The sequence below is a fragment of the Hyphobacterium sp. genome, assembly GCF_965228115.1.
Taxonomy (GTDB): Bacteria; Pseudomonadota; Alphaproteobacteria; order Caulobacterales; family Maricaulaceae; genus Hyphobacterium.
The window spans coordinates 537,129-557,477 of the sequence record NZ_OZ245794.1 but is presented as its reverse complement, the minus strand read 5'-3'; the positions used below and the strand labels follow the sequence as shown (position 1 = coordinate 557,477).

The window sequence follows — 20,349 nt, the reverse complement described above, 5'->3', positions numbered from 1 at the left end:
TCAATAGCCACTGAGTTGGGCGACGCGCGCGGCCCCCCAGGCATCATCACCCAGGAATTCTCCAGCGGCTTGTGCCCGCTTGTAGAAAAAGCCGATGTCATATTCATCCGTCATACCGACACCGCCATGCATCTGAATGGCTTCAGACGCTGACAGACGCGCGACCTTGGTGGCTTTGGCCTTGGCCGCGGCAATCCAGAGTCCGGCCTGGCTGGGCGACTCATCCAGTTGCCGCAAGGCTTTCACGACGAGCGATTGTGCCATCTCGACTTCCGTCAACAGATGCGCAGCACGGTGCTGGAGCCCCTGGAAAGAGCCGATCTTTTGACCAAATTGCTCGCGTTCCTTGATGTAATCCAGCGTCCGGGTGAAGGCTTCTTCCGCCACGCCCAGCTGTTCTGCCGCCAGGCAGGCGCGGCCTGCATCCAGCACGGTCTCCAGTAGCGCGTCGCCGTCCTCGGTTTCGGACAGAAGGGCATCGCCATCTAGCTTGACATCATCAAAATTGATGTCGGCAGGTGCGTGACTGTCGACTGACCGGCGCAGCTGGCGCTCCACGCCGTCCGTTTTTGGATCGACGAGGAAAAGGCCCAGCTTTCCGTCATCCATCTTCGCGGCCACGATCAGCATGTCCGCGCCATTGCCGCAGACGACAAAGCGTTTCTTACCATTCAGTTTGAAACCATTCCCGTCCTTGGTGGCCGTGGTTTCGATGGCGCTGGCGTCATGCCGGGCTTTTTCGTCCAGCGCTAGGGCATAGACCTTATCGCCCGAGGCAATCTGCGGCAGGTGAGCCGCTTTCTGATCATCCGTTCCACCGAGGCGCAACGCGGTCGCGCAAAGAATGGAGGACGACAGGAAAGGCGTGGCAGCCAATGTCCGGCCCATTTCCCACAGGATGAGGCCGGCAGCGGTATAACCCATATCCACGCCGCCATATTCTTCGGGAATGACGATGCCATTCCAGCCCATATCGCCCATTTCTTTCCAGACGGCATGGCGGAAGCCGTCCTTACAGCCTTCATCGCGCAGGCGGCGAAGTTCAGAGACGGGAGATTTTTCTTCAAGAAAGGCTTTGGCGCTGTCGCGCAACATCTGCTCTTCTTCAGAATAGAGATAGCTCATTGATCTGGCTCCTTAGCTGCTGGGAAGCTCAAGCACGCGCTTGGCCAGAATGTTGAGCTGAATTTCAGACGTGCCGCCTTCAATCGAGTTGGCGCGAGAGCGCAACCAGGCGCGGGCCGGGTCGCCATCGGTGGGATCATCGCCCTCCCAGAGCAAACCATCGGTGCCCAGAGCTGACATGTTCAGCTCATGCCGGCGCTTGTTCAGCTCGGTGCCATAGTATTTCAGCATGGATGCCTTGGCGCCGACGCCCTGACCGCTATCGGCCTGATCCTTGATCCGCTGCAGCGTGGTTTCAAACGCCAAGGCATCAATCGTCAGGCGGGCGATATCTCCGCGCAGGATGGGATCAGCAACGCGGCCATCTGCATCGACTTCACCCGATTTGTGGGCTGCCGTCACCGGGTTCATCTGCGCGCCCGAGCCACCTCCGGCGATATTCGCGCGCTCATGTGAAAGCAGATATTTCGCAACATCCCAGCCCTTGCCGGCTTCATGAACGATGTTGGTTTTCGGCACTTTCACATCGTCAAAGAAAGTCTCGCAGAAGGGTGATTTTCCGGAGATCAGCTTGATCGGCTTGGTGGAAACACCTTCCCAGGTCATGTCGACCAGAAGGAAGGAAATGCCGTTGTGCTTGGGCGCGTCCGGTTCGGTACGCACCAGAACGAAGATCCAGTCGCATTCATCAGCATAGCTGGTCCAGACCTTCTGGCCATTTACGACCCAATGGTCGCCCTGATCGTCGCCCTTGGTGCGCAGGGCTGCGAGGTCTGAGCCTGCGCCCGGTTCGGAATAACCTTGGGCCCAACGAATTTCACCGCGCGTGATTTGCGGCAAATAGTGTTTTTTCTGTTCCTCTGTGCCGTACTTTAAAAGCGCCGGCCCGAGCATCCAGATGCCAAAGGAAATCAGCGCCGGCCGGGCTTTGATGGCCGCCAATTCCTCTTTCAGGACTTCGGCTTCATCTTTGGAGAGGCCACCGCCGCCATATTCTGTTGGCCAGGTCGGGCAGGTCCAGCCCTTCTCCGCCATGCGCTCCAGCCAGAGCTTCTGGTCCTCGCTGGCGAATTCGAAGCGCTTGCCGCCCCAGCAAATATCTTTTTCGGATTTGATCGGGCTGCGCATCGACTCCGGGCAATTGGCTTCCAGCCAGGCCCGTGTATCGCTGCGGAAGGTTTCAAGATCGCTCATCTTTGCTCCCCATGAGTTTTGCTGGCGGTGAGATTAGCGCATGAAACAGGTGAGGCGAGTGTGTTTTCCAGCTGCGGCATTTGATCTCCGGGACTTGCCAACACGTGACGTGAAGGTAAGTCACCGCGCACGGAGATTTGAATGACGACGACCCATCCTCAAACCAGCCAGCCGGTTTTTATCTGGTTGATGATAGTTGCGCTTTTCGTAACCGCCATGATCCTCGTGGGTGGGGCTACGCGGCTAACGGATTCAGGCTTGTCGATCACCGAATGGCGGCCTGTTACCGGGGCGATCCCGCCTTTGTCTTCGGAAGGCTGGGATCGGGAGCTGGAGCTTTATCGCTCAACAACCGAGTATCAGGTGCAGAATCGCGGGATGAGCATGGAAGAGTTCCAGTTCATCTACTGGTGGGAATGGGGGCATCGCTTCCTGGGCCGCGTGATCGGGCTGATCTTTGCCGTGCCGTTCTTTTTCTTTCTGTTCCGCCGGATGATACCTGCCGGGATGACCCTGCCACTGACCGGCCTGTTCTTCCTGGGTGGTCTTCAGGGTGCGATTGGCTGGTGGATGGTAGCCAGCGGTCTCGTAGACCGGCTGGATGTCAGCCAATACCGGTTGGCGACCCATCTTGGCATGGCATTCGTAATCCTGGGGCTGACGCTCTGGCTGGCCATGGATGCACGATATGGGAGGCAGCCCGCTGGCGGCGGCCGCCTGATGGTCTGGACGAAGGCGTTCTGGGCCCTTGTCTTCTTGCAGATCGTGCTCGGGGCCTTTGTGGCCGGGCTGGATGCGGGCCGCATCTTCACCACCTGGCCGCTGATGGAAGGTCGTCTGATCCCGGATGGGTATCTGGCGGGCATGAGTTGGCTGCAAGCCGCCTTTGAAAGCCGGCCGGCGGTCCAATTGCATCACCGCTGGACAGGATATCTGTTGGCGATTTGCGCCGCCGTTTTAAGTTTTGCCTTATGGCGCAAGGGGCTTAAAGCCGCTGCAGGGGCTCTGGCGGTAATTACCGCTGCGCAGATCATACTGGGTATCACCACGCTGGTGCACGCAGCGCCGCTCAGCCTGTCACTGATCCATCAGGGTGGGGCGATTGCTTTGTTTGCAGCGGCTGGATTGACGGCGTGGAAAATCCGGCGCGTCTAGTCCGTCAAGGTCAGTGCTCTGGCAAATGTTTCACGGGCGATCAGTCGGATTCGTCCATCCTCCTCGTCGGCGATAGCCACAAGGCCGGATTGGTAGGCTGCCCCGCCAAAGGACGCCTCGCTTGAGGAAATCGCACCGGGTTGGCTGATGCCCGGGATCGAGAAACCGGCGCGTACAACCACATCGCCGATCCGTTCCAGCGTCATGCCATCCAGTGCTTCGATGGTCGTGGCCGTGCCATCTGTTGCCAGCAAGACCGGGCGGCCGAGAAACGGCCCTGCCGTCAAGCTCGTCGCGAAACCCTCGATCTCGCGATCAACTGCTCCGCTTTCATCGAACCGGATAATGCCGCCGGCCGGACCAGATGCATAAAGGAATCCATTGCCTGCCGCACAGCTTCTGGCGGGAAAGGGCAGGTCGAATGACCGGATACGTTCTGCGCCAATCAATTCTCCGCCAGTATCGGATATCCGCCAAATCTCGGCAGTCGTCGAGCGTGATAGAACAAGCAGGTCGACATAGCCAATGCCTTCACCAAGAGCACAAAGGCTGGCGATCTCGCTGTCCATCGAGATCGGTTCCAGCGGCGCTTCGATCAAGGCCGGTCCATCCCGAAAGAGCGCAAATGCACGAACCAGATTGGCATCCCGGTCAGCGGCAAACAGCAGAGGCAAGGCTTCGCCACGTAACTGAAATCCGGGCGCAGACGCCAGGCCCCAAAGGCGAGGCCCAGCCATGCGATGAACGGACTGCCCATCCGCATTGTATAGATCCAGGCCGCCTTCGCGCGGTGCCGACACAATCAATCCGGCCCAGGCGGTCGATGAATCCGGCAGAAAAGCGACGGCTTCCACTCCCTCGCTTTCGACGCGTTCGACCACGCCGGTCGAGACGAGCTCGATATTGTCCTCGGAGGCGGATGGAGTCGGAGTTTCGACTTCTGATGTGTCCGGCTCGCTCGCGGGTTCGCAGGCGGCCAGCAGGAGTGCGCTTGTCGCAATGGCTCCGAGTTTCGCAAATTTGTGTGGCAAGCGGCCACCTGTTTCGCAAAGGCTGTTGATCCGTCTGGTGAGGAACATGAATGGCAACTCGCTATATCGGGTTTCTGGATATCGGTGTGACGGGCAATGTATATAGATGGCCAAGAGCCGTCACGCCGCGAATGTAGAAGGACGTTATCCGGCTTCAATGCAGAGTGAGGTATTATCATACCGTATATCTAAATAATTGAAATGTTTGAATTCTGAAATACAAGTTGACGGTCCGTCGTCTAAGCTCTAAGTCGCGCGCTCGATTTCGCCGGACACCGGCTGACTGATGAGAGAGACACAATGAAAACCATTTCCGCCAAACCTGCGGAGGTCGAGCACAAGTGGATCGTCGTTGACGCAGAAGACGCCGTTGTGGGCCGTCTTGCTGCTTTTGTCGCGTCCCGCCTGCGCGGCAAGCACCGCCCCGATTTCACGCCGCATGTCGACACCGGCGACCATGTCGTCGTGATCAATGCGGGTAAAGTCCGCTTCACCGGCAACAAGATGGGTGACAAGCGCTATTACCGCCACACCGGTCATCCGGGCGGCATCAAGGAAACCTCCCCGGAAAAAATCCTGCGCGGTCAGCATCCGGAACGCGTTGTCGAAATGGCCGTCAAGCGCATGCTGCCCAAAGACAGTCCGCTGGCGCGTTCGCAATTTTCCAAGCTGCGCGTTTATGCCGGTGCCGAGCACCCGCATGAAGCCCAGCAGCCTGAAACGATCGACTTCAAGTCGATGAACACCAAAAACGCCCGGAGCTAATCATGGCTGAGACCACACGTTCCCTCGAAGACCTCAAGGACGCGATCAACGAGTCCGATGCTCCGGTTGCCGTGACAGAAACTGAAGCACTGCCCGAGCCGAAAATCGATGAGCATGGCCGTGCCTATGCCACCGGTAAGCGGAAAGATGCGGTTGCCCGCGTCTGGATCAAGCGGGGCAATGGCAAGATCACGGTCAATGGCCGCGATCAGGAGATCTATTTTGCCCGTCCGGTGCTGCGCATGATGCTGCAACAACCGTTCGAAGTCGCCGAGCGCAAGGACGAGTTTGACGTGATCTGCACGGTCAAAGGCGGAGGCCTGTCGGGCCAGGCCGGTGCCGTGCGCCACGGGATTTCCAAAGCGCTGACGCTTTATGAGCCGGCGCTGCGCCGTCCGCTCAAGGCTGAAGGCTTCCTGACCCGCGATAGCCGCGTCGTCGAGCGTAAGAAATACGGCAAGAAAAAAGCCCGCCGGAGCTTCCAGTTCTCCAAGCGCTAGGCTTTCTTACGTATCCTTATCAAGCGGGCGGTCCATCAGGCCGCCCGTTTTTTATTTCGGCAAATGTCTTTGCGATCTGATCAAAAACGATGCGAACGCGCTGTGACGTGTTCAGCTCGCTATGGGTGACCAACCAGGTGGGCACAGTTACGGAGAATTGATCCCGCAGTATGGGCAACAGATCCGCATAATCACGCGCAATAAAGTGCGGCAGAACACTGATGCCAAGTCCTGCGCGGACAAGACCCAGGATGACCTCTCCGCTGTCGCTGCGGTGATGAACGTCTTCCTTCCGAATATTGAGACCGCGTTCAGCCAATCCCGCGGACACGCGTTCCGGTGTTTCAAAGCCGATAAAGCTGTGCCCTGCGAGCGCATCCAGCGTTTTAGGTGTTCCATACTTTGCGACCCATGCCTGTGAGGCGAAAAGGCAGGCGTCAGATTCATCAATCAGCTTGGCGATTAAGTCCGGTTGTTCGGGGCGGGCATGACGCAGTGCGATATCCGCTTCGCGCTTGTTCAGATCCCGTAACTCGTTTGACGCGACAATCTCGATATCAATGCCCGGAGCATAGGTCGAAAGCTCTGCAATCACGATTGGCAGGAAGCGGGCCGCGGTGAAGCTGGTTGCCGTGATCGTCACCAGTCCTTCAGCGGCGAGGGATTGGCCGGAAGCGGCAAGTGATATTCTGGTGGCGGCTTCGGCCATGGTGCGAACATGCTCGACCAATTCTCGTCCGGCTGCCGTTACCATCATTGACCGGCGGCCGCGTTGGAACAGGGTAACGCCCAGCTCTTCTTCCAAGGCCGCAATCTGCCGGCTCAGCGTGGGCTGGGTAGACCCCAGCGCTCTTGCGGCTGCAGAGAACGAGCCTTCGTCGACCGTCGCGAGAAAGGCGCGGATCTGGTTCCAGTCGAAATTGATGGCCTGCCAATTCATACATAAACGTATATCAGATAGGCCATATTGGGCAATTTATCTTTGAAATACGCATGGGTATTGAAAGCACAACAGACATATCGCGCTTGAGGGCGCAGCAAACAGGACAAACGAAAATGAGTAACAGCGCAGGATTTTGGGACCGGATTGCGGACAAATATGCGGCCCGGCCCGTCGATAATGAAGAAGCCTATCAGCGAAAGCTGGAGATGACCCGAGCGCTCTTCAACCCGGAAATGGATATTGTGGAGTTTGGATGCGGCACCGGAACGACGGCGCTCTATCACGCACCTCATGTCAATCAGGTCTTGGCCAGCGATATTTCAGAGCGAATGATCGAGATCGCCTGGTCCAAAGCACAGGCCCAGGGTATCGAAAATGTGATGTTCGAGGTGGACGATATCGACAGCCACAAACCGCAGAAGAACCGGTTTGGCGTGGTCATGATGCATTCCCTGCTTCACTTGTTGAAGGATCGCCGGGCTGCAATTCGTAAGGCTTACGAAATGACCGCACCAGGCGGTTATTACGTGACGAGCACGGTTTGCATCTCCGGAATCAAACGGGCTCTCGCCGTCATGATTTTTGCCATGCGGCTATTTGGCAAAGCGCCAATGGTGAAGTTCTTTTCTAGCAAGGTGTTAGTGGAGGATATGAAGGCGGCCGGATTCGCCATAGATACTGTCTGGCAACCCGAGGGCGGTCTCGCCGTTTTCATCATCGCAAAGAAACCTGTTTCCTGAAAGTAGGGGCCGTGAGGGCGCGGCCAACACGAAAGACAATCATGGCGAGCATTGAAAACTCCGGCACCACCCAGAGCCAGGCCAACAAGGATCGCGGCTCCGGCTTTGCCGCTGAACTTGAGCGGGACAAGGCGCACCGCGCAAAGGCACGCTCGGTCAAGCCGCTGAGCCGGCTGGTGCCTTACATTCTTCGGTACCCGGCACTGCTCGCCGCGTTCTTTGTTTTTCTGGTGCTGGCGGCGGGATTGACGCTGGTCTTGCCGGCCGCTTTTCGCCTGGTCGTGGATTGCGGCTTTGGGGGTGCGCCGGATGCAGCGGCCTGCGAACTGGTGACGATGGGCACCAACCTGTCGCGATATTTTATCCTGGGCATCGGGCTTGCGATTGCCCTGGCCATCTTCAGTGCGCTGCGGTTCTACTTCATCAGCCGTCTTGGTGAGCGGGTTGTCGCGGATTTGCGCCGGGCCGTGTTCGACCATCTGTTGTCGCTCAGCCCGTCTTTTTACGTGCATACGCGTACCGGCGAGGTGTTGTCGCGTCTGACAACGGATACGACTTTGATCCAGACAGTCGTTGGGTCGTCGATCTCCTTTGCGGTCCGCACGATCGCGACCACATTCGGAGCGTTGGCGCTGATGGTGGTGGTGAACTGGCAGCTGGCGCTGATGGTGCTGGCGCTTGGACCGGTCATCCTCTTGCCCATCCTCTTCTTTGGTCGCCGCGTGCAGCGCCTCTCGCGTGAATCGCAGGATGCGCTGGCGAATGCGTCGGCTCGGGCTGGTGAAAGCTTGCAATCCATTGAGACGGTTCAGGCTTTTACGCGCGAACCGGATGAACGGGTCCGCTTTGGCCATGTGGTTGAGGCGACGTTTGACGTTTCTCTGCGTCGTATTGGCGTGCGCGCCGTTATGACGGTTGTGCTGTTCTCGTTGATCTTCAGCGGTTTGATCGCCGTTCTGTGGTTTGGCGCGACACAGGTGCAATCCGGAGCGATTACGCCCGGCGAGATGACGCAGTTTGTTATGTACGCCTTCATCGCCGTCAGCGGCGCGGGCGTGCTGACCGAAACTTACGCCGAGGTGATGCGGGCAGCGGGCGCCACCGAACGTCTGATGGAATTGCTCGCGGCTGAAACGGATATTGCCGCGCCGGCCAATCCGTCGGCGTTGCCCAAGGAAATTAGCGGCCGCATCCAGTTTGAGGATGTGTCTTTTGCCTATCCGGCACGGCCCGACACGACCGTTCTGAACGATGTCAGCCTGAATGTCGCCGCAGGAGAGACGGTAGCTCTGGTCGGGGCATCGGGAGCAGGCAAATCAACCATCTTCCAGCTGCTCTTGCGGCTCTATGATCCGAAATCAGGTCTGATCCGGCTGGACGGGGTTGATATCGCCCGCGTCGATCCGATCGAACTGCGCCGATGTTTGGCGGTGGTGCAGCAAAATGCGCCGCTTTTTTCCGGCAGCGTGATTGACAATATCCGATTTGGCCGCCCGGAGGCGACGGACGAAGAAATCATCGCCGCCGCCAAGGCCGCTAACGCTCATGACTTCATCACCGCCTTGCCGGACGGCTATCTGACCGAGCTGGGCGAGGGCGGGGCGACGATATCCGGTGGTCAACGCCAGCGTCTCGCGATTGCCCGCGCTGTTTTGCGCGACGCACCCGTCCTGTTGCTGGATGAAGCGACCAGCGCACTGGATCCGGAAAGCGAACAGGTTATTCAGGCCGCGTTTGAAACCGCGTCAAAAGACCGGACGACATTGGTGATTGCGCACCGGCTCGCCACCATCCGGCACGCTGACCGCATTATAGTCATGGAAGACGGTAGAATTGCCGATATCGGCACGCACGACGAACTTCTCAGCCGCGAGGGCGTTTACAAGCGCTATATCGAGCTACAGTTCGGGTCGGTGGACGCGGCGAAGTAATCGACAGCTGGAGCGTCCAAAGCGCGTCTGGGATTACGATTTTTTCGCACGCACTTGCTCTTTCAACATTTCATAATAACCAGACCATTCTCCGGGTTCAGGGTTTTCAGACACATACTCGGCAAACTCTTCATCCGAGAGTGAACTGATCCATTCACCAAAAGCAATGGCATAGCCGTCTCCGCCTCCCATTCGCCAGCCGATCGAGTGTCGCGGAATGTCAGGGCATGCCTTCCAAGGCGGTTCCATCGGCTTAGGGTAATCAGGCAGCTCAAGCTTGATTTCGCCCGACCTTAAAAGCTCGACGAACTCTTCGCCAGAATACCACTCCCGTGACGGATGTGATGCGGGCTGTGGATTGAATGTTCGACGCATCCATGACCACATTTGGTTCAGCTCCTCACCAACACGTATTCCCCGGGTGCATCGCAGATGGGCTTTAACTTGCCATCGCCGGGTTTGCGGGCGGGAACATGCTTGCCCGAACGCTCATAGAGCCAGTCGCGCCATTCCAGCCACCAGGAACCCGGAACCTCTTCTGCCGCGCCCAACCAGTCTTCGACACTGTCCGGAAGGTCCTTATTGACCCAGTGCTGATACTTGTTCGCGCCGGGGTGGTTGATGACGCCGGCTATGTGACCAGAGCCTGCCAGCATGAATCGCACCGGACCGCCAAAGCGTTGCGCGCCGCGATAGACGGACGGGTAGGGTGCGATGTGATCATCGCGGCTGGCCTGCATGAAGATCGGGGTTTTTACCTGGTCGAGATGCAGGGTGTGGCCGTCCATTTCGATCTTTCCTTTTGAGAGACGGTTATTGCGGTACATGTTGTCGAGATACCAGAGATGCAGGGTTTCCGGCATGCGGGTCTGATCGGCATTCCAGAACAAAAGGTCAAACGCCTGTGGCTGGCGTCCGAGCAGATAGTTCGAGACGACAAAGGACCAGACCAGATCATTGGACCGCAACAGGTTGAATGTGTCCGACATAGACCGGCCATCCAGCACACCGCCTTGAGCCTTCATCAGACGGCTGATTTCCTTGAACCAGGCATCATCCACAAACAGCAAGAGGTCGCCGGCCAGCTCAAAATCGGTCTGCGCGGCAAAGAAGGTGGCGGAGGTGACCTTGTCGGCTTCCCCCCGCGCTTCCAGCAACGCCAGCGCGGTCGCCAGCATGGTGCCGCCTATGCAATAGCCAGCGGTATGGACGCTGTCTTCGCCTGTCGCGTCCTTGACGGCATCAATTGCCTTGAACAGACCGTCCTCGATATAGTTCTGGAAGGTTTTCTCCCGCATTTCCGGGCCTGGATTGACCCAGGATATCAGGAAGACGGTAAAGCCTTGCTGAGTCAGCCAGCGCACCATGGAATTTTTCTCGCGCATATCCATGATGTAATATTTGTTGATCCAGGGCGGAGCGATCAGAAGCGGGCGTTCCTTCACCGTTTCGGTCGTGGCGTCATACTGGATCAGCTCAAAGAGCTCGCTGCGCAGGACGACCTTGCCCTTGGTTGCCGCCAGATCTTCTCCGACCTTGAACCCTTCCATATCCGTCTGGGTCAGGGCCAGACGTCCACCACCGGCCTCCAGATCTCGCGCCAGGTTTGCCAGGCCGCGTGTCAGATTCTGGCCGCGTGACTGCATGGTCTCTCGGATCACATCCGGATTGGTCAGAGCAAAATTGGTGGGCGCAAGCGCGTCCGTCATTTGCTTGGTCAGAAACTCGACCTTGCGCTGAACGGCTGGATCAACGCCTTCAACACCATGCACCAGCCCCATCAGGAAATTCTGGTTGAGGAGGTAGGACTGCTTCATGGCATCGAAGACCGGGTTTTGCGACCAGTCCTCGCTGCGCCAGCGCTTATCGCCTGCTTCCGGTTCGATCACGGCTTTGGCTTCGCCCGACAGGAGCCGTTTTGTCGTGTGGCTCCACAAATCCAGATAACCGCGCATGAGGCTGGCTTGTGCAGTCATCAGCTTTTCCGGATCGCTGACGATTTTACTCCAGACTTCGCCAAATTCCGGTGTGGCATTGATAGCGCCTGTGTCCGGCAGCTGAATGTCGCCCTCCAGTGCTTTGCGCATGGAATCAGACATCAGCTTCTGACTTTTGAGCGCGGCCTGCATGACGTTGCGCGACATCTCATCCAGCTTTTCGACGTCCGCCGGATTTAGCGGGCGCAAATCGGAAAGGCCCGGGATCGCTGCCGCTTCGGTCTTGGGTGGCGTTGCGGGCTTGGGCTCTGTCTTGTCTTTGCTGGCGGGCGTTGTCCGTGCGGCCGCGGTTTTTTTTGTTGTCGCTTTCGCGCGCGGTTTGCGGGCTTTGGCCGCAGGTTTTTTCTCGGTCATGTTTGCGCCCCTTCCGATGTGCACAGGCGGTGACAGATCAGCTCCACAGCGTATAGATAGCGCGAGCGGCGTCCAGCACCGGAGCAGGACTTTGAAACGTATTTTTCTTGTCATCGGATGTCTGCCTCTTGCGGCGTGTATGACCCCGACCCTTCCGGGCGGTTTCGAGGACGAGCAAAGCTGGTTTGACGAGCGCGTGGCATCGGGAGCAACCGATCAGAATGCGCCTCCGGTCATTCCGGACAAATCACCGGCGTTGAGCGCCTCGGAAATAGAGCAGGCGTCGCAAGCCGTGTTGCGCGTGCGGGATGCCCTTCTTCAGGAAGAACGGGCCAGCCAGCCGCCCGTATCCGATACAGAGAATTTTGCCAATCAGGCCCGTGAGCGGGCCGAGCCACCCGACCCAATCGACTGAATTTCCTCCCCCGGAGTACTGATATGACGACTGCCCGAGATCTTGAACGCCTGGCGCTGGACGCCGTTGCTGCGGCCGAAGCTGCCGCGATTGCCGCCTATCGCCTTGTGGGGCGCGGCGACAAGGAAGCGGCCGATCAGGCCGCGGTCGATGCGCTGCGGACGGGTTTGAACGCGATGGCCATGAGGGGTCGGATCGTAATCGGTGAGGGTGAACGTGATGAAGCACCCATGCTTTATATCGGCGAAGAAGTCGGCACAGGCGAGGGGCCTGAGATTGATATCGCGCTGGATCCGCTGGAAGGTACGTCTCTGACGGCTAAAGGCATGTCCAATGCGCTCGCAGTTGTTTCATTCGCCGCGCGAGGCGGGCTGCTCTATGCGCCGGACACCTATATGGACAAGATTGCGGTCGGGCCGGGTTTGCCTGACGGAGTGATCGATCTTGACAAGAGCCCGTCGGAGAATGTCCGGGCTATTGCGGCGGCAAGAGGTGTTGCAACGGAAGATGTCACCGTATGCGTGCTGGAACGCGAGCGTCACGAAGGCATCGTAGCGGATATCCGCTCGGTCGGGGCGCGCATTATGATGATCCCGGATGGGGATGTGGCCGGCGTAATCGCCACCACTGATCCGTCAACCGGAATCGATATGTATGTGGGGCAGGGCGGGGCGCCGGAAGGCGTGCTCGCAGCCACTGCGCTGCGCTGTGTGGGCGGGCAGATGCAGGCGCGCCTGTTCTTCCGAAATGATGATGAGCGCGGCCGTGCGGCCAAGGCCGGGATTACCGATCTGGACCGAAAATATGATCTCAGCGAGCTGGCATCGTCCGATTGTCTGTTCGTTGCAACGGGTGTGACCTCGGGAGCGCTGGTGGAAGGCGTAGACGTCGCTGCGGGCGAAGTTGCGACGGAAACCCTGCTGATGCAGTCCTCCGGTTCCATCGTGCGCCGCGTACAGACGGTCCGGCCCCTCTAGAAAATGTCTGAGCCGTATTCCGTCGAACAATCGATTGGTGGACGGCAATGGCGGCTGTGCGAGATTGATGGCGGCCTGATCGGGGAGATCAGACGCAAAGCCGGAATTGATGAAATACTGGCGCGCGTTCTGGCGGCGCGCGGTGTGACAGCTGAAGAAGCCGGCGAATTCCTGTCGCCGACCCTGCGTCATTACTTCCCCGATCCGTCCAGCTTTCAGGATATGGATGTGGCCGCTTCGGCCATTTGGGAAGCCGTAGAGGCCGGCAAGACACTCGCCGTTTTCGCGGACTATGATGTCGATGGAGCGACTTCAGCGGCCCAGCTGATCCGGTATTTCAGAGCGGTCGGGCACTCGCTACTGCTCTATGTGCCTGACCGGATTGAAGAAGGCTACGGTCCGTCCGAAGAAGCCTTTTCGCGTTTAAAAGAGCAGGGCGCAGAATTCGTCATCACGGTCGATTGCGGCGCGGCGGCACACGCGCCCTTGAAAGCCGCCCACGACATGGCGTTGGATGTGGTGGTGGTCGATCATCATTTGATGAGCGCGGATCTGCCGCCGGCTCTGGCGATTGTGAATCCAAATCGTCCTGATGATCAATCTGGTTGTGGGCATATGGCCGCCGCCGGCGTGACTTTTGTGCTTCTTGCCGCGTTGAACCGGGAAGGACGGCGGCGCGGGCTTTTCGAAAGCGGCAAGGAGCCCGACATTCTGGCGCTGGCAGACCTGTCCGCGCTTGGAACGCTGTGTGATGTCGTCGCCTTGCGGGATGTGAACCGGGCGATTGTCTCCCAGGGTCTCAAAATCATGCGCCGATGGTCCCATCCGGGTTTGAAAGCCCTGGCGGATGTGGGCGGGCTGACCGGTGATCCGTCAGCCTATCATCTGGGGTTCGTGCTGGGCCCGCGTATTAATGCAGGCGGACGCGTGGGACAGGCCGATCTTGGCGCACGTCTCTTATCGTCTGATGATCCAGCCGAGTGCGCGCAGATCGCAGCCGATCTTGATGCCTTCAATGCCGAGCGAAAGCAGATCGAGCTGGATGTGCTGGATGCCGCGCAAGCACAGCTGCTGGCGCGTGGCGACACCGATGCGCCGATCCTGATTGCCACGGGCGAAGGGTGGCATCCCGGTGTGATCGGTATTGTCGCGGGACGGATCAAGGAACGGTTTGGGCGGCCGTCCATCGTCATCGGCATCGAAAATGGCCTGGGAAAGGGCTCGGGCCGCTCGGTTGGAGGCGTGGATCTTGGAAGTGCGATTGCCGCTGCCAAAGAGGACGGGATTTTGATTGCGGGGGGCGGGCACCCCATGGCTGCGGGTCTGACCATTGAGGAAGGCAAGGTCGGTGCCTTGCAAGCTTATCTGGAAGACCGGCTGCAGCCCGAATGGGATGCCTCACATGATCAACGGGCCATGACGCTCGATGTTGAATTGACGCCTGCGGGTGCCACGCTCGATCTCGCGGAACGAATCATGAGGGCCGCCCCCTATGGTCAGGGCTTTGCCGAGCCTCGCTTCCTGATGCGGAATGTGCGTGTGGCCTATGCCGAGCGGGTCGGTGCCGATCACGTGCGCTTCAGTCTGAGTGATGAAGCCGGACAGCGCGTAAACGGGATCATCTTCCGTCAGGCCGATCAGCCGATTGGTGAGGCCCTGTTGGGCGGGTCAGAGCAAATCTGGGATGCTGCAGGCCGTTTGAAACTGGATGAATGGCGCGGTCAGCGGCGCGTTCAGTTTCATCTGGAAGATCTGGTTCTTTCGAAGTGAAAACTCTGCAGGATGACGCTTGCGTGTCCGAGACGAAGTGGATATATCACGCCCTCCGATCTCGCGGGCCCTTCGTCTATCGGTTAGGACGCCAGGTTTTCAACCTGGAAAGAGGGGTTCGATTCCCCTAGGGCCTGCCATCGGTTTTCCACGACATTAGGCGCCAAAATATCGTCAGTAGGGCGTTCGTCGCGTTTTGTATTCGCATTTCCAGCAGAAAAAATTGAATCCGCTGATTCTATGCGGATTGCCAACTAGTTGAATAGCAGACGCTATTTTCTGTCCGGGGATGCCCTCATTATTTTTATACAGACGATATTCCCTTTTATGAAGAAAGTGTTACCATAATTCCCCTGTGAGTTGAGTATCGAGGGGATGGTCATGGCGGGGGCGGCCGAGACAAATACCGAAACACTGGCAAGTATAGTAGAAGGCCGCGTCAAGTGGTTTGATCCAACGCGGGGTTATGGATTCATTGAAACAGAGGATGGCGGCGGAGATGTTCTTTTGCACGCCAGCCGGCTTCGTATGGCGGGCAAATCGGCGGCACCTGAAGGCGCTGCGGTCAAATGCCTGACCATCAGGGGAGATCGAGGGCGGCAGGCCGTCGAGATCCTTTCAATTACGGGCGGTGTGGAAAATGATGCCCGCCCGCGGCGCTTCCATCCCAAACGGGAGCCTGACGACAGTGTTTGCGCGGCCGTTGTGAAATGGTTCGACGCGGATCGCGGATACGGTTTTCTTGATTGTGATGGTATCGACGGAGATGTGTTTCTTCATGCGGCCACCCTGCGCCGGGCCGGTATTGATGAAGTCCACCCGGGAGAAACCATGCAGGCGAAATGTTGCGATGGTCCCAAAGGGGTATTGGCGGAAGAAGTCTATCCCACACAATACGCCTGATCTCACACAGCGGCTGAAACGCGCTCTGAATTTGCAGCTTTCAGGAATTGCGAATGCCATGTCTGCCGTCTAGCTTGAGCGGCATGAAACACGTGCTCATTCTTGCTTTATCGGCGTTGATGGCTTCGGCTGCCTGCGCACAGATTCCTCCAGCCCCTCCGGGTGATCCGGCACATCCGGATACGGTGATCGAATTCGGGGATCCGGAAACCGTTATCATCGTGACAGATGATCGGGAGATCGCCTTTTCGGCCTTGATTGCGGATACTGATCCAGAACGCTCGCGGGGTTTGATGTTCCGGGAAAGCCTGGCGGATGATGAAGCCATGCTGTTCAATTATGAAGAAGTCCAACCGGTTTCGATCTGGATGCGCAACACCGAGATTCCGCTGGATATTCTGTACATTGCCGATGACGGCACCATCCGGAAAATCGTGATGAATGCCCAACCGCACTCGCTGCGCTCCATGGCATCGGATTTCCCGGTGTTGGGTGTGCTCGAGATCCGCGGTGGCCTGTCGCGCGAAGCCGAAATCCGGCCCGGACACATCGTGCGTCATGCCACTTTTGGCAATTTGGATTTGCCTGAACCTGACAGCGACGATATGCCAATCGAAGATGCGGCGATCGACTCGGAACCCGTTGAAACAGATGGCGGCGAGTGAGGCGCTTGTCAGCCCGTTAAAGCGTGACTAAACACCCGCAGAGTATTGATGGAATTGTCGGGGCGTAGCGCAGCCTGGTAGCGCATCTGCTTTGGGAGCAGAGGGTCGCAAGTTCGAATCTTGCCGCCCCGACCAGTCCTCAGGAGGCCGGACAGTCAAATGTTTGCGAAAATCTACCGCCCCTCGCGCACGGCAATGCAATCAGGAACGGCTAAAACCCGTGACTGGGTGCTTGAGTTCGAACCGGCCATGGCCAAGCGTCCGGACCCGTTGATGGGCTGGAATTCCTCAGGCGATACGAACCAGCAGGTAAAGCTGAAATTCGGAAGCAAGGAACAGGCGGTGGCCTATGCCAATCGATATGGCATTCCCTTTCGCGTGACCGAAAAGCCGGAGCAGGTTCGCAAGTCAAAATCCTATGCGGCCAATTTCTCTGCTGACAGAAAAGAGCCCTGGTCGCACTAGGCCGGGCTGTTGGCCCCGTAGCTCAACTGGATAGAGCACCGGACTTCTAATCCGACGGTTGTAGGTTCGAGTCCTACCGGGGTCGCCATGCTGCCTTCAGGCGCTGGCCTTGATTGCCTGTTCGATATCCGCCCACAGGTCTTCAACATCTTCGAGCCCGATTGAGAAGCGGATAAGGGCGCCGTTGCGTGCCTTACGGTGATTGCGCTTGAGCTGCGGGTCGCAATGCACGGCCAGGCTTTCATATCCACCCCAGGAAAACCCGAGGCCGAACACGTTCAGTGCGTCCAGGAATTGTTCGCTTCGGCCCAGATCCCATTCTGGAAACTGAACGGCAAAAACGCCGGCAGGAGCCGTAAAGTCTCGTTCATAGAGCGCATGGTCCGGATGTTCTGGTAAAGCGGGGTGGAGAACTTCACTGACATCCGGTCGTTGTGCCAGCCGTTTGGCAATCAAGATTGAACCCGCCGCGCTTTTCTCCATTCGGAGCGCCAGTGTTCTAAGGCCGCGAAGTGCAAGGAAGGCGTCATCGGAAGACACATTCATACCTATCCGCCATTCGGCCTTTTTCAGGCGTGCGGCGGCATTACCGCGGGCAGTGACGGCACCCATCACGAAATCAGAATGACCGCCGACATATTTGGTCAGGGATTGGGCAGCATAATCCGCGCCAAGATCCAGCATGTTGGCGTTGAGTCCAGCCGACCAGGTATCATCGACCATCACTTTTGCACCGGCGTTGTGGGCAACGTCACAGATTGCAGGAATGTCCTGAACCTCAAAGGTCAGAGAGCCGGGCGACTCACAGAAAACAAGCTGGGTGTTTTCCTTCACTAGCTTTTTGATCCCTTCGCCTATCCGGGGATCGAAAAACTCCACGTCCACACCCCATCGGGTGACGGTTTCTTCCAGAAACATACGGGTTGGCCCGTAAAGGCAATCGGCCGCCAACAAATGCCCGCCTGCACTTACCTCCGCGATAACAGGCAAGGACATGGCCGAAAGGCCTGACGGAGCAAGGGCGCAATAATCAGCGGCTTGCATCTCGCAAAGGGCCGCGCGAAGCCCGTTCTGGCATTCGGTTCCAAAACGACCGTAGAGCGGAGTGCCGTCGGGCCTGTTATAAAGCTCATGCGCGGTCCCGGCGAGAATTGTTGACGCCCGGTTCACCGGTGGATTTACGGCGCGTGTGCCATGATGTGTCCGGCCCGCACGCGTCAATTGGGTGTCGCGCTTCATTCGATTCCCCGTTACAAACAAAGCGAGTTTCAACCAATCGCGTGGAGTTTTCCAGCCGTGAACCCGATGTCCTTCCTTTCGAGACGCCGTTTGCGGGAAGCCGCCGTGGTGATGCTCGGCGGATTGGCTGGTATCGGGATTGATACGGGCGAGTTGGCGCAGGCCGGTAATACGCTGCGGGCGATCGAGGCACGCGGAGAATTGCTTTGCGGTGTCGATGGCGGTTTGACCGGATTTGCGGAACAGGATGAAGACGGCAATTGGAGCGGATTTGATACCGATCTGTGCCGGGCCTATGCCGCGGCTATTCTGGGCGATGCGAATGACGTCCGCTTTGTGCCGCTGACAACCGCGGAGCGGTTCGAGGCGCTAGCCGATGGCGAGATAGATATTCTGATCCGCAATACGAGCTGGACCTTCGCGCGCGATGTCGGCCAGAACTTCGATTTTGCAGGGATCGCCTATTATGACGGTCAAGGCTTTATGGTGCCGGCGGACCTGGGAATATCCAGCGCGCGCGACATCAATGGAGCCCGGATATGCGTGCAGGGCAGTACGACCACCGCGCTGAATCTGGCTGATTTCATCGACGCCAACGCGCTCAATGTTGACGTAATAGAATATTCGACGGCGCAAGACGGGCTGGATGGCTATGTTGCAGGCGAGTGCGATGTCTACACAAATGACCTTTCGTCATTAGCCGGCTTGCGGACACAGCTTAGCCAGCCGGGTGATCACATCTTGCTGCCAGATGTCATCTCAAAAGAACCGCTTGGGCCCGTAATCCGGGCGGGTGAATCCCGGTTTCTCGACGTCTCCCGGTGGGTGTTGTTTACCTTGATTGCGGCCGAAGAATTCGGCGTCAGCCAGGTTAATGTGATCGAGCAAAGCGAAAATGCGCGAAATTCCGAAATCCGCCGGATGCTGGGGATAGAAGAAAACTTCGGCGAGCAACTGGGTCTGGAAAATGATTTTGCCGTTTCGATGCTGTCGGCCACGGGCAATTATGGTGAAATTTTCAGCCGGAATCTGGGGCAGGAGTCCGAACTGGGTTTACGGCGCGGTTTGAATGCGCAATGGACCGAAGGCGGGTTGCTCTATTCGCCGCCTTTCCGCTAGGCCAGCCAGGGCGGGACCGGCAGGTTTTTTTCTTTCAGAAATTCAGGATTATAGAGCTTGCTTTGGTAGCGGGAGCCATAGTCACATAATATGGTGACGATTGTGTGGCCGGGGCCCATTTCCTTGGCCATCCGGATCGCCCCGGCAATGTTCACACCGGCTGATCCGCCAAGACACAAGCCTTCTTCGGTGACCAGATCGAAAAGAAGGGGCAGGGCTTCTTCGTCAGGGATTCGATAAGCCCGGTCGACCTGAACGCCCTCCAGATTTGCCGTAATGCGGCTCTGGCCAATGCCCTCAGTGATCGATGTGCCGGACGCGCAAAGCTCGCCTTCGGCATAAAAACCGTAGAGAGCTGCTCCACCGGGGTCAGCCAGGCCAATCTGTATGTCCGGATTGCGTTCCTTTAACGCCTTCGACACGCCACCAAGCGTTCCGCCCGAGCCAACGGCGCAAATAAAGCCATCGACCTTGCCGTTCAGCTCATTCCAGATTTCCGGTCCTGTGGTTTGATAGTGCGCATCCCGATTGGCGGTATTGTCGAACTGATTGGCCCAGATCGCGCCGTTTGGCTCGGTTGCGTTCAGTTTTTCTGCCAGCTTGCCGGAATAACGGGCATAATGATTTGGATTAGCATACGGAACAGCGTCCACCTCGATAAGTTCTGCGCCCATCAGCTGGATGGCGTCTTTCTTTTCTTTTGACTGGGTGCGCGGAAATACAATGACAACCCTGTACCCGAGAGCTGCCCCTACCATGGCCAGGCCGATGCCTGTGTTGCCCGCGGTGCCTTCGACAATTGTGCCGCCTTGCTTCAAGGTACCGGACGCTTCTGCGGCACGGATGATTCCAAGCGCGGCGCGATCCTTGACCGATCCGCCCGGGTTTAAAAACTCCGCTTTTCCAAGAATTTCACATCCGGTTTCGTCAGACGCCCGGTTTAGCCGGAGGAGCGGTGTATTGCCGATGAGATCGATGACGTTTCCGGCGATGGGCATTGAATTGGACTCCTCATTGTTTGAGCAAGCTAGGGAGGCGTTCGCATGCCTTCAAGAATTGGG

General features: G+C 57.9%; 20 protein-coding genes and 3 tRNA genes. 15 read left to right on the top strand and 8 right to left on the bottom strand.

The window, feature by feature from the left end:
* Both ACO079_RS03140 and ACO079_RS03135 read right to left on the bottom strand, forming a co-directional pair.
* A complete protein-coding gene (locus ACO079_RS03140) occupies positions 1-1,125 on the bottom strand; it encodes an acyl-CoA dehydrogenase family protein (protein WP_421791696.1) in 1,125 nt (374 codons plus the stop codon).
* Positions 1,126-1,137: 12 nt separating this feature from the next.
* Positions 1,138-2,319, bottom strand: coding sequence for an acyl-CoA dehydrogenase family protein (locus tag ACO079_RS03135; RefSeq protein ID WP_421791694.1), 1,182 nt, complete (start codon positions 2,317-2,319; stop codon positions 1,138-1,140).
* Between the two features lie 141 nt (positions 2,320-2,460).
* Here ACO079_RS03135 and ACO079_RS03130 point away from each other — a divergent pair, with 141 nt between their 5' ends.
* Positions 2,461-3,474, top strand: a complete 1,014-nt coding sequence (locus ACO079_RS03130; RefSeq protein WP_421791692.1) for a COX15/CtaA family protein — start codon at positions 2,461-2,463, stop codon at positions 3,472-3,474.
* Here the strand turns inward: ACO079_RS03130 and ACO079_RS03125 are convergent.
* Entirely contained in the window at positions 3,471-4,553 is a 1,083-nt protein-coding gene (locus ACO079_RS03125; RefSeq protein WP_421791690.1) for a hypothetical protein, read from the bottom strand. The two genes, ACO079_RS03130 and ACO079_RS03125, sit on opposite strands and share 4 nt — an antisense overlap.
* A 252-nt stretch (positions 4,554-4,805) precedes the next feature.
* On the opposite strand from ACO079_RS03125, the gene rplM reads away from it, so the two are divergent.
* Together rplM and rpsI are read left to right on the top strand one after the other, a co-directional pair.
* Positions 4,806-5,270 carry a 50S ribosomal protein L13 gene (rplM, locus tag ACO079_RS03120; RefSeq protein ID WP_421791689.1) on the top strand — a complete coding sequence of 155 codons (465 nt, stop codon included), beginning with the start codon at positions 4,806-4,808 and terminating at the stop codon, positions 5,268-5,270.
* 2 nt (positions 5,271-5,272) lie between these two features.
* A complete protein-coding gene (gene rpsI, locus ACO079_RS03115; RefSeq protein WP_421791687.1) occupies positions 5,273-5,770 on the top strand; it encodes a 30S ribosomal protein S9 in 498 nt (165 codons plus the stop codon).
* Positions 5,771-5,789: 19 nt separating this feature from the next.
* On the opposite strand, the gene ACO079_RS03110 is transcribed toward rpsI, so the two are convergent.
* Positions 5,790-6,710: a LysR family transcriptional regulator gene (locus tag ACO079_RS03110; protein WP_421791685.1), complete on the bottom strand. Its 921-nt coding sequence runs from the start codon at positions 6,708-6,710 to the stop codon at positions 5,790-5,792.
* Positions 6,711-6,826: 116 nt separating this feature from the next.
* On the opposite strand from ACO079_RS03110, the gene ACO079_RS03105 reads away from it, so the two are divergent.
* On the top strand, positions 6,827-7,453 hold the full coding sequence (locus ACO079_RS03105; protein WP_421791683.1) for a class I SAM-dependent methyltransferase: 627 nt from the start codon (positions 6,827-6,829) through the stop codon (positions 7,451-7,453).
* Positions 7,454-7,494: 41 nt separating this feature from the next.
* A complete protein-coding gene (locus ACO079_RS03100) occupies positions 7,495-9,384 on the top strand; it encodes an ABC transporter transmembrane domain-containing protein (RefSeq protein WP_421791682.1) in 1,890 nt (629 codons plus the stop codon).
* A 33-nt stretch (positions 9,385-9,417) separates the two neighbouring features.
* Here ACO079_RS03100 and ACO079_RS03095 read toward each other — a convergent pair whose 3' ends face one another.
* Both ACO079_RS03095 and phaC read right to left on the bottom strand, forming a co-directional pair.
* Positions 9,418-9,771, bottom strand: a complete 354-nt coding sequence (locus ACO079_RS03095; RefSeq protein WP_421791680.1) for a hypothetical protein — start codon at positions 9,769-9,771, stop codon at positions 9,418-9,420.
* Positions 9,772-9,776: 5 nt separating this feature from the next.
* Positions 9,777-11,735, bottom strand: a complete 1,959-nt coding sequence (gene phaC / locus ACO079_RS03090) for a class I poly(R)-hydroxyalkanoic acid synthase (RefSeq protein WP_421791678.1) — start codon at positions 11,733-11,735, stop codon at positions 9,777-9,779.
* A 139-nt stretch (positions 11,736-11,874) separates the two neighbouring features.
* On the opposite strand from phaC, the gene ACO079_RS03085 reads away from it, so the two are divergent.
* The 9 genes from ACO079_RS03085 (at position 11,875) to ACO079_RS03045 (ending at position 17,018) form a co-directional block, all read left to right on the top strand.
* Entirely contained in the window at positions 11,875-12,150 is a 276-nt protein-coding gene (locus ACO079_RS03085; protein ID WP_421791677.1) for a hypothetical protein, read from the top strand.
* Positions 12,151-12,173: 23 nt separating this feature from the next.
* Positions 12,174-13,127: a class II fructose-bisphosphatase gene (gene glpX, locus ACO079_RS03080; protein ID WP_421791675.1), complete on the top strand. Its 954-nt coding sequence runs from the start codon at positions 12,174-12,176 to the stop codon at positions 13,125-13,127.
* 3 nt (positions 13,128-13,130) lie between these two features.
* The gene (gene recJ, locus ACO079_RS03075; RefSeq protein ID WP_421791674.1) at positions 13,131-14,897 is read left to right on the top strand and encodes a single-stranded-DNA-specific exonuclease RecJ; all 1,767 of its coding nucleotides are present in this window, start codon (positions 13,131-13,133) and stop codon (positions 14,895-14,897) included.
* 65 nt (positions 14,898-14,962) lie between these two features.
* Positions 14,963-15,037 (top strand) — tRNA-Glu (locus ACO079_RS03070).
* Between the two features lie 241 nt (positions 15,038-15,278).
* Positions 15,279-15,800 carry a cold shock domain-containing protein gene (locus tag ACO079_RS03065; protein WP_421791672.1) on the top strand — a complete coding sequence of 174 codons (522 nt, stop codon included), beginning with the start codon at positions 15,279-15,281 and terminating at the stop codon, positions 15,798-15,800.
* An 83-nt stretch (positions 15,801-15,883) separates the two neighbouring features.
* The gene (locus tag ACO079_RS03060; RefSeq protein ID WP_421791670.1) at positions 15,884-16,465 is read left to right on the top strand and encodes a DUF192 domain-containing protein; all 582 of its coding nucleotides are present in this window, start codon (positions 15,884-15,886) and stop codon (positions 16,463-16,465) included.
* 58 nt (positions 16,466-16,523) lie between these two features.
* A tRNA-Pro gene (locus ACO079_RS03055) sits at positions 16,524-16,600 on the top strand.
* Between the two features lie 24 nt (positions 16,601-16,624).
* A complete protein-coding gene (locus ACO079_RS03050; protein ID WP_421791668.1) occupies positions 16,625-16,930 on the top strand; it encodes an ETC complex I subunit in 306 nt (101 codons plus the stop codon).
* Between the two features lie 11 nt (positions 16,931-16,941).
* A tRNA-Arg gene (locus ACO079_RS03045) sits at positions 16,942-17,018 on the top strand.
* Between the two features lie 8 nt (positions 17,019-17,026).
* Here the strand turns inward: ACO079_RS03045 and metC are convergent.
* A complete protein-coding gene (gene metC / locus ACO079_RS03040) occupies positions 17,027-18,169 on the bottom strand; it encodes a cystathionine beta-lyase (protein WP_421791666.1) in 1,143 nt (380 codons plus the stop codon).
* A 66-nt stretch (positions 18,170-18,235) separates the two neighbouring features.
* On the opposite strand from metC, the gene ACO079_RS03035 reads away from it, so the two are divergent.
* A complete protein-coding gene (locus tag ACO079_RS03035; RefSeq protein ID WP_421792912.1) occupies positions 18,236-19,288 on the top strand; it encodes an amino acid ABC transporter substrate-binding protein in 1,053 nt (350 codons plus the stop codon).
* On the opposite strand, the gene ACO079_RS03030 is transcribed toward ACO079_RS03035, so the two are convergent.
* Positions 19,285-20,286 carry a cysteine synthase A gene (locus tag ACO079_RS03030; protein ID WP_421791664.1) on the bottom strand — a complete coding sequence of 334 codons (1,002 nt, stop codon included), beginning with the start codon at positions 20,284-20,286 and terminating at the stop codon, positions 19,285-19,287. The two genes, ACO079_RS03035 and ACO079_RS03030, sit on opposite strands and share 4 nt — an antisense overlap.
* Positions 20,287-20,349 lie beyond the last annotated feature (63 nt).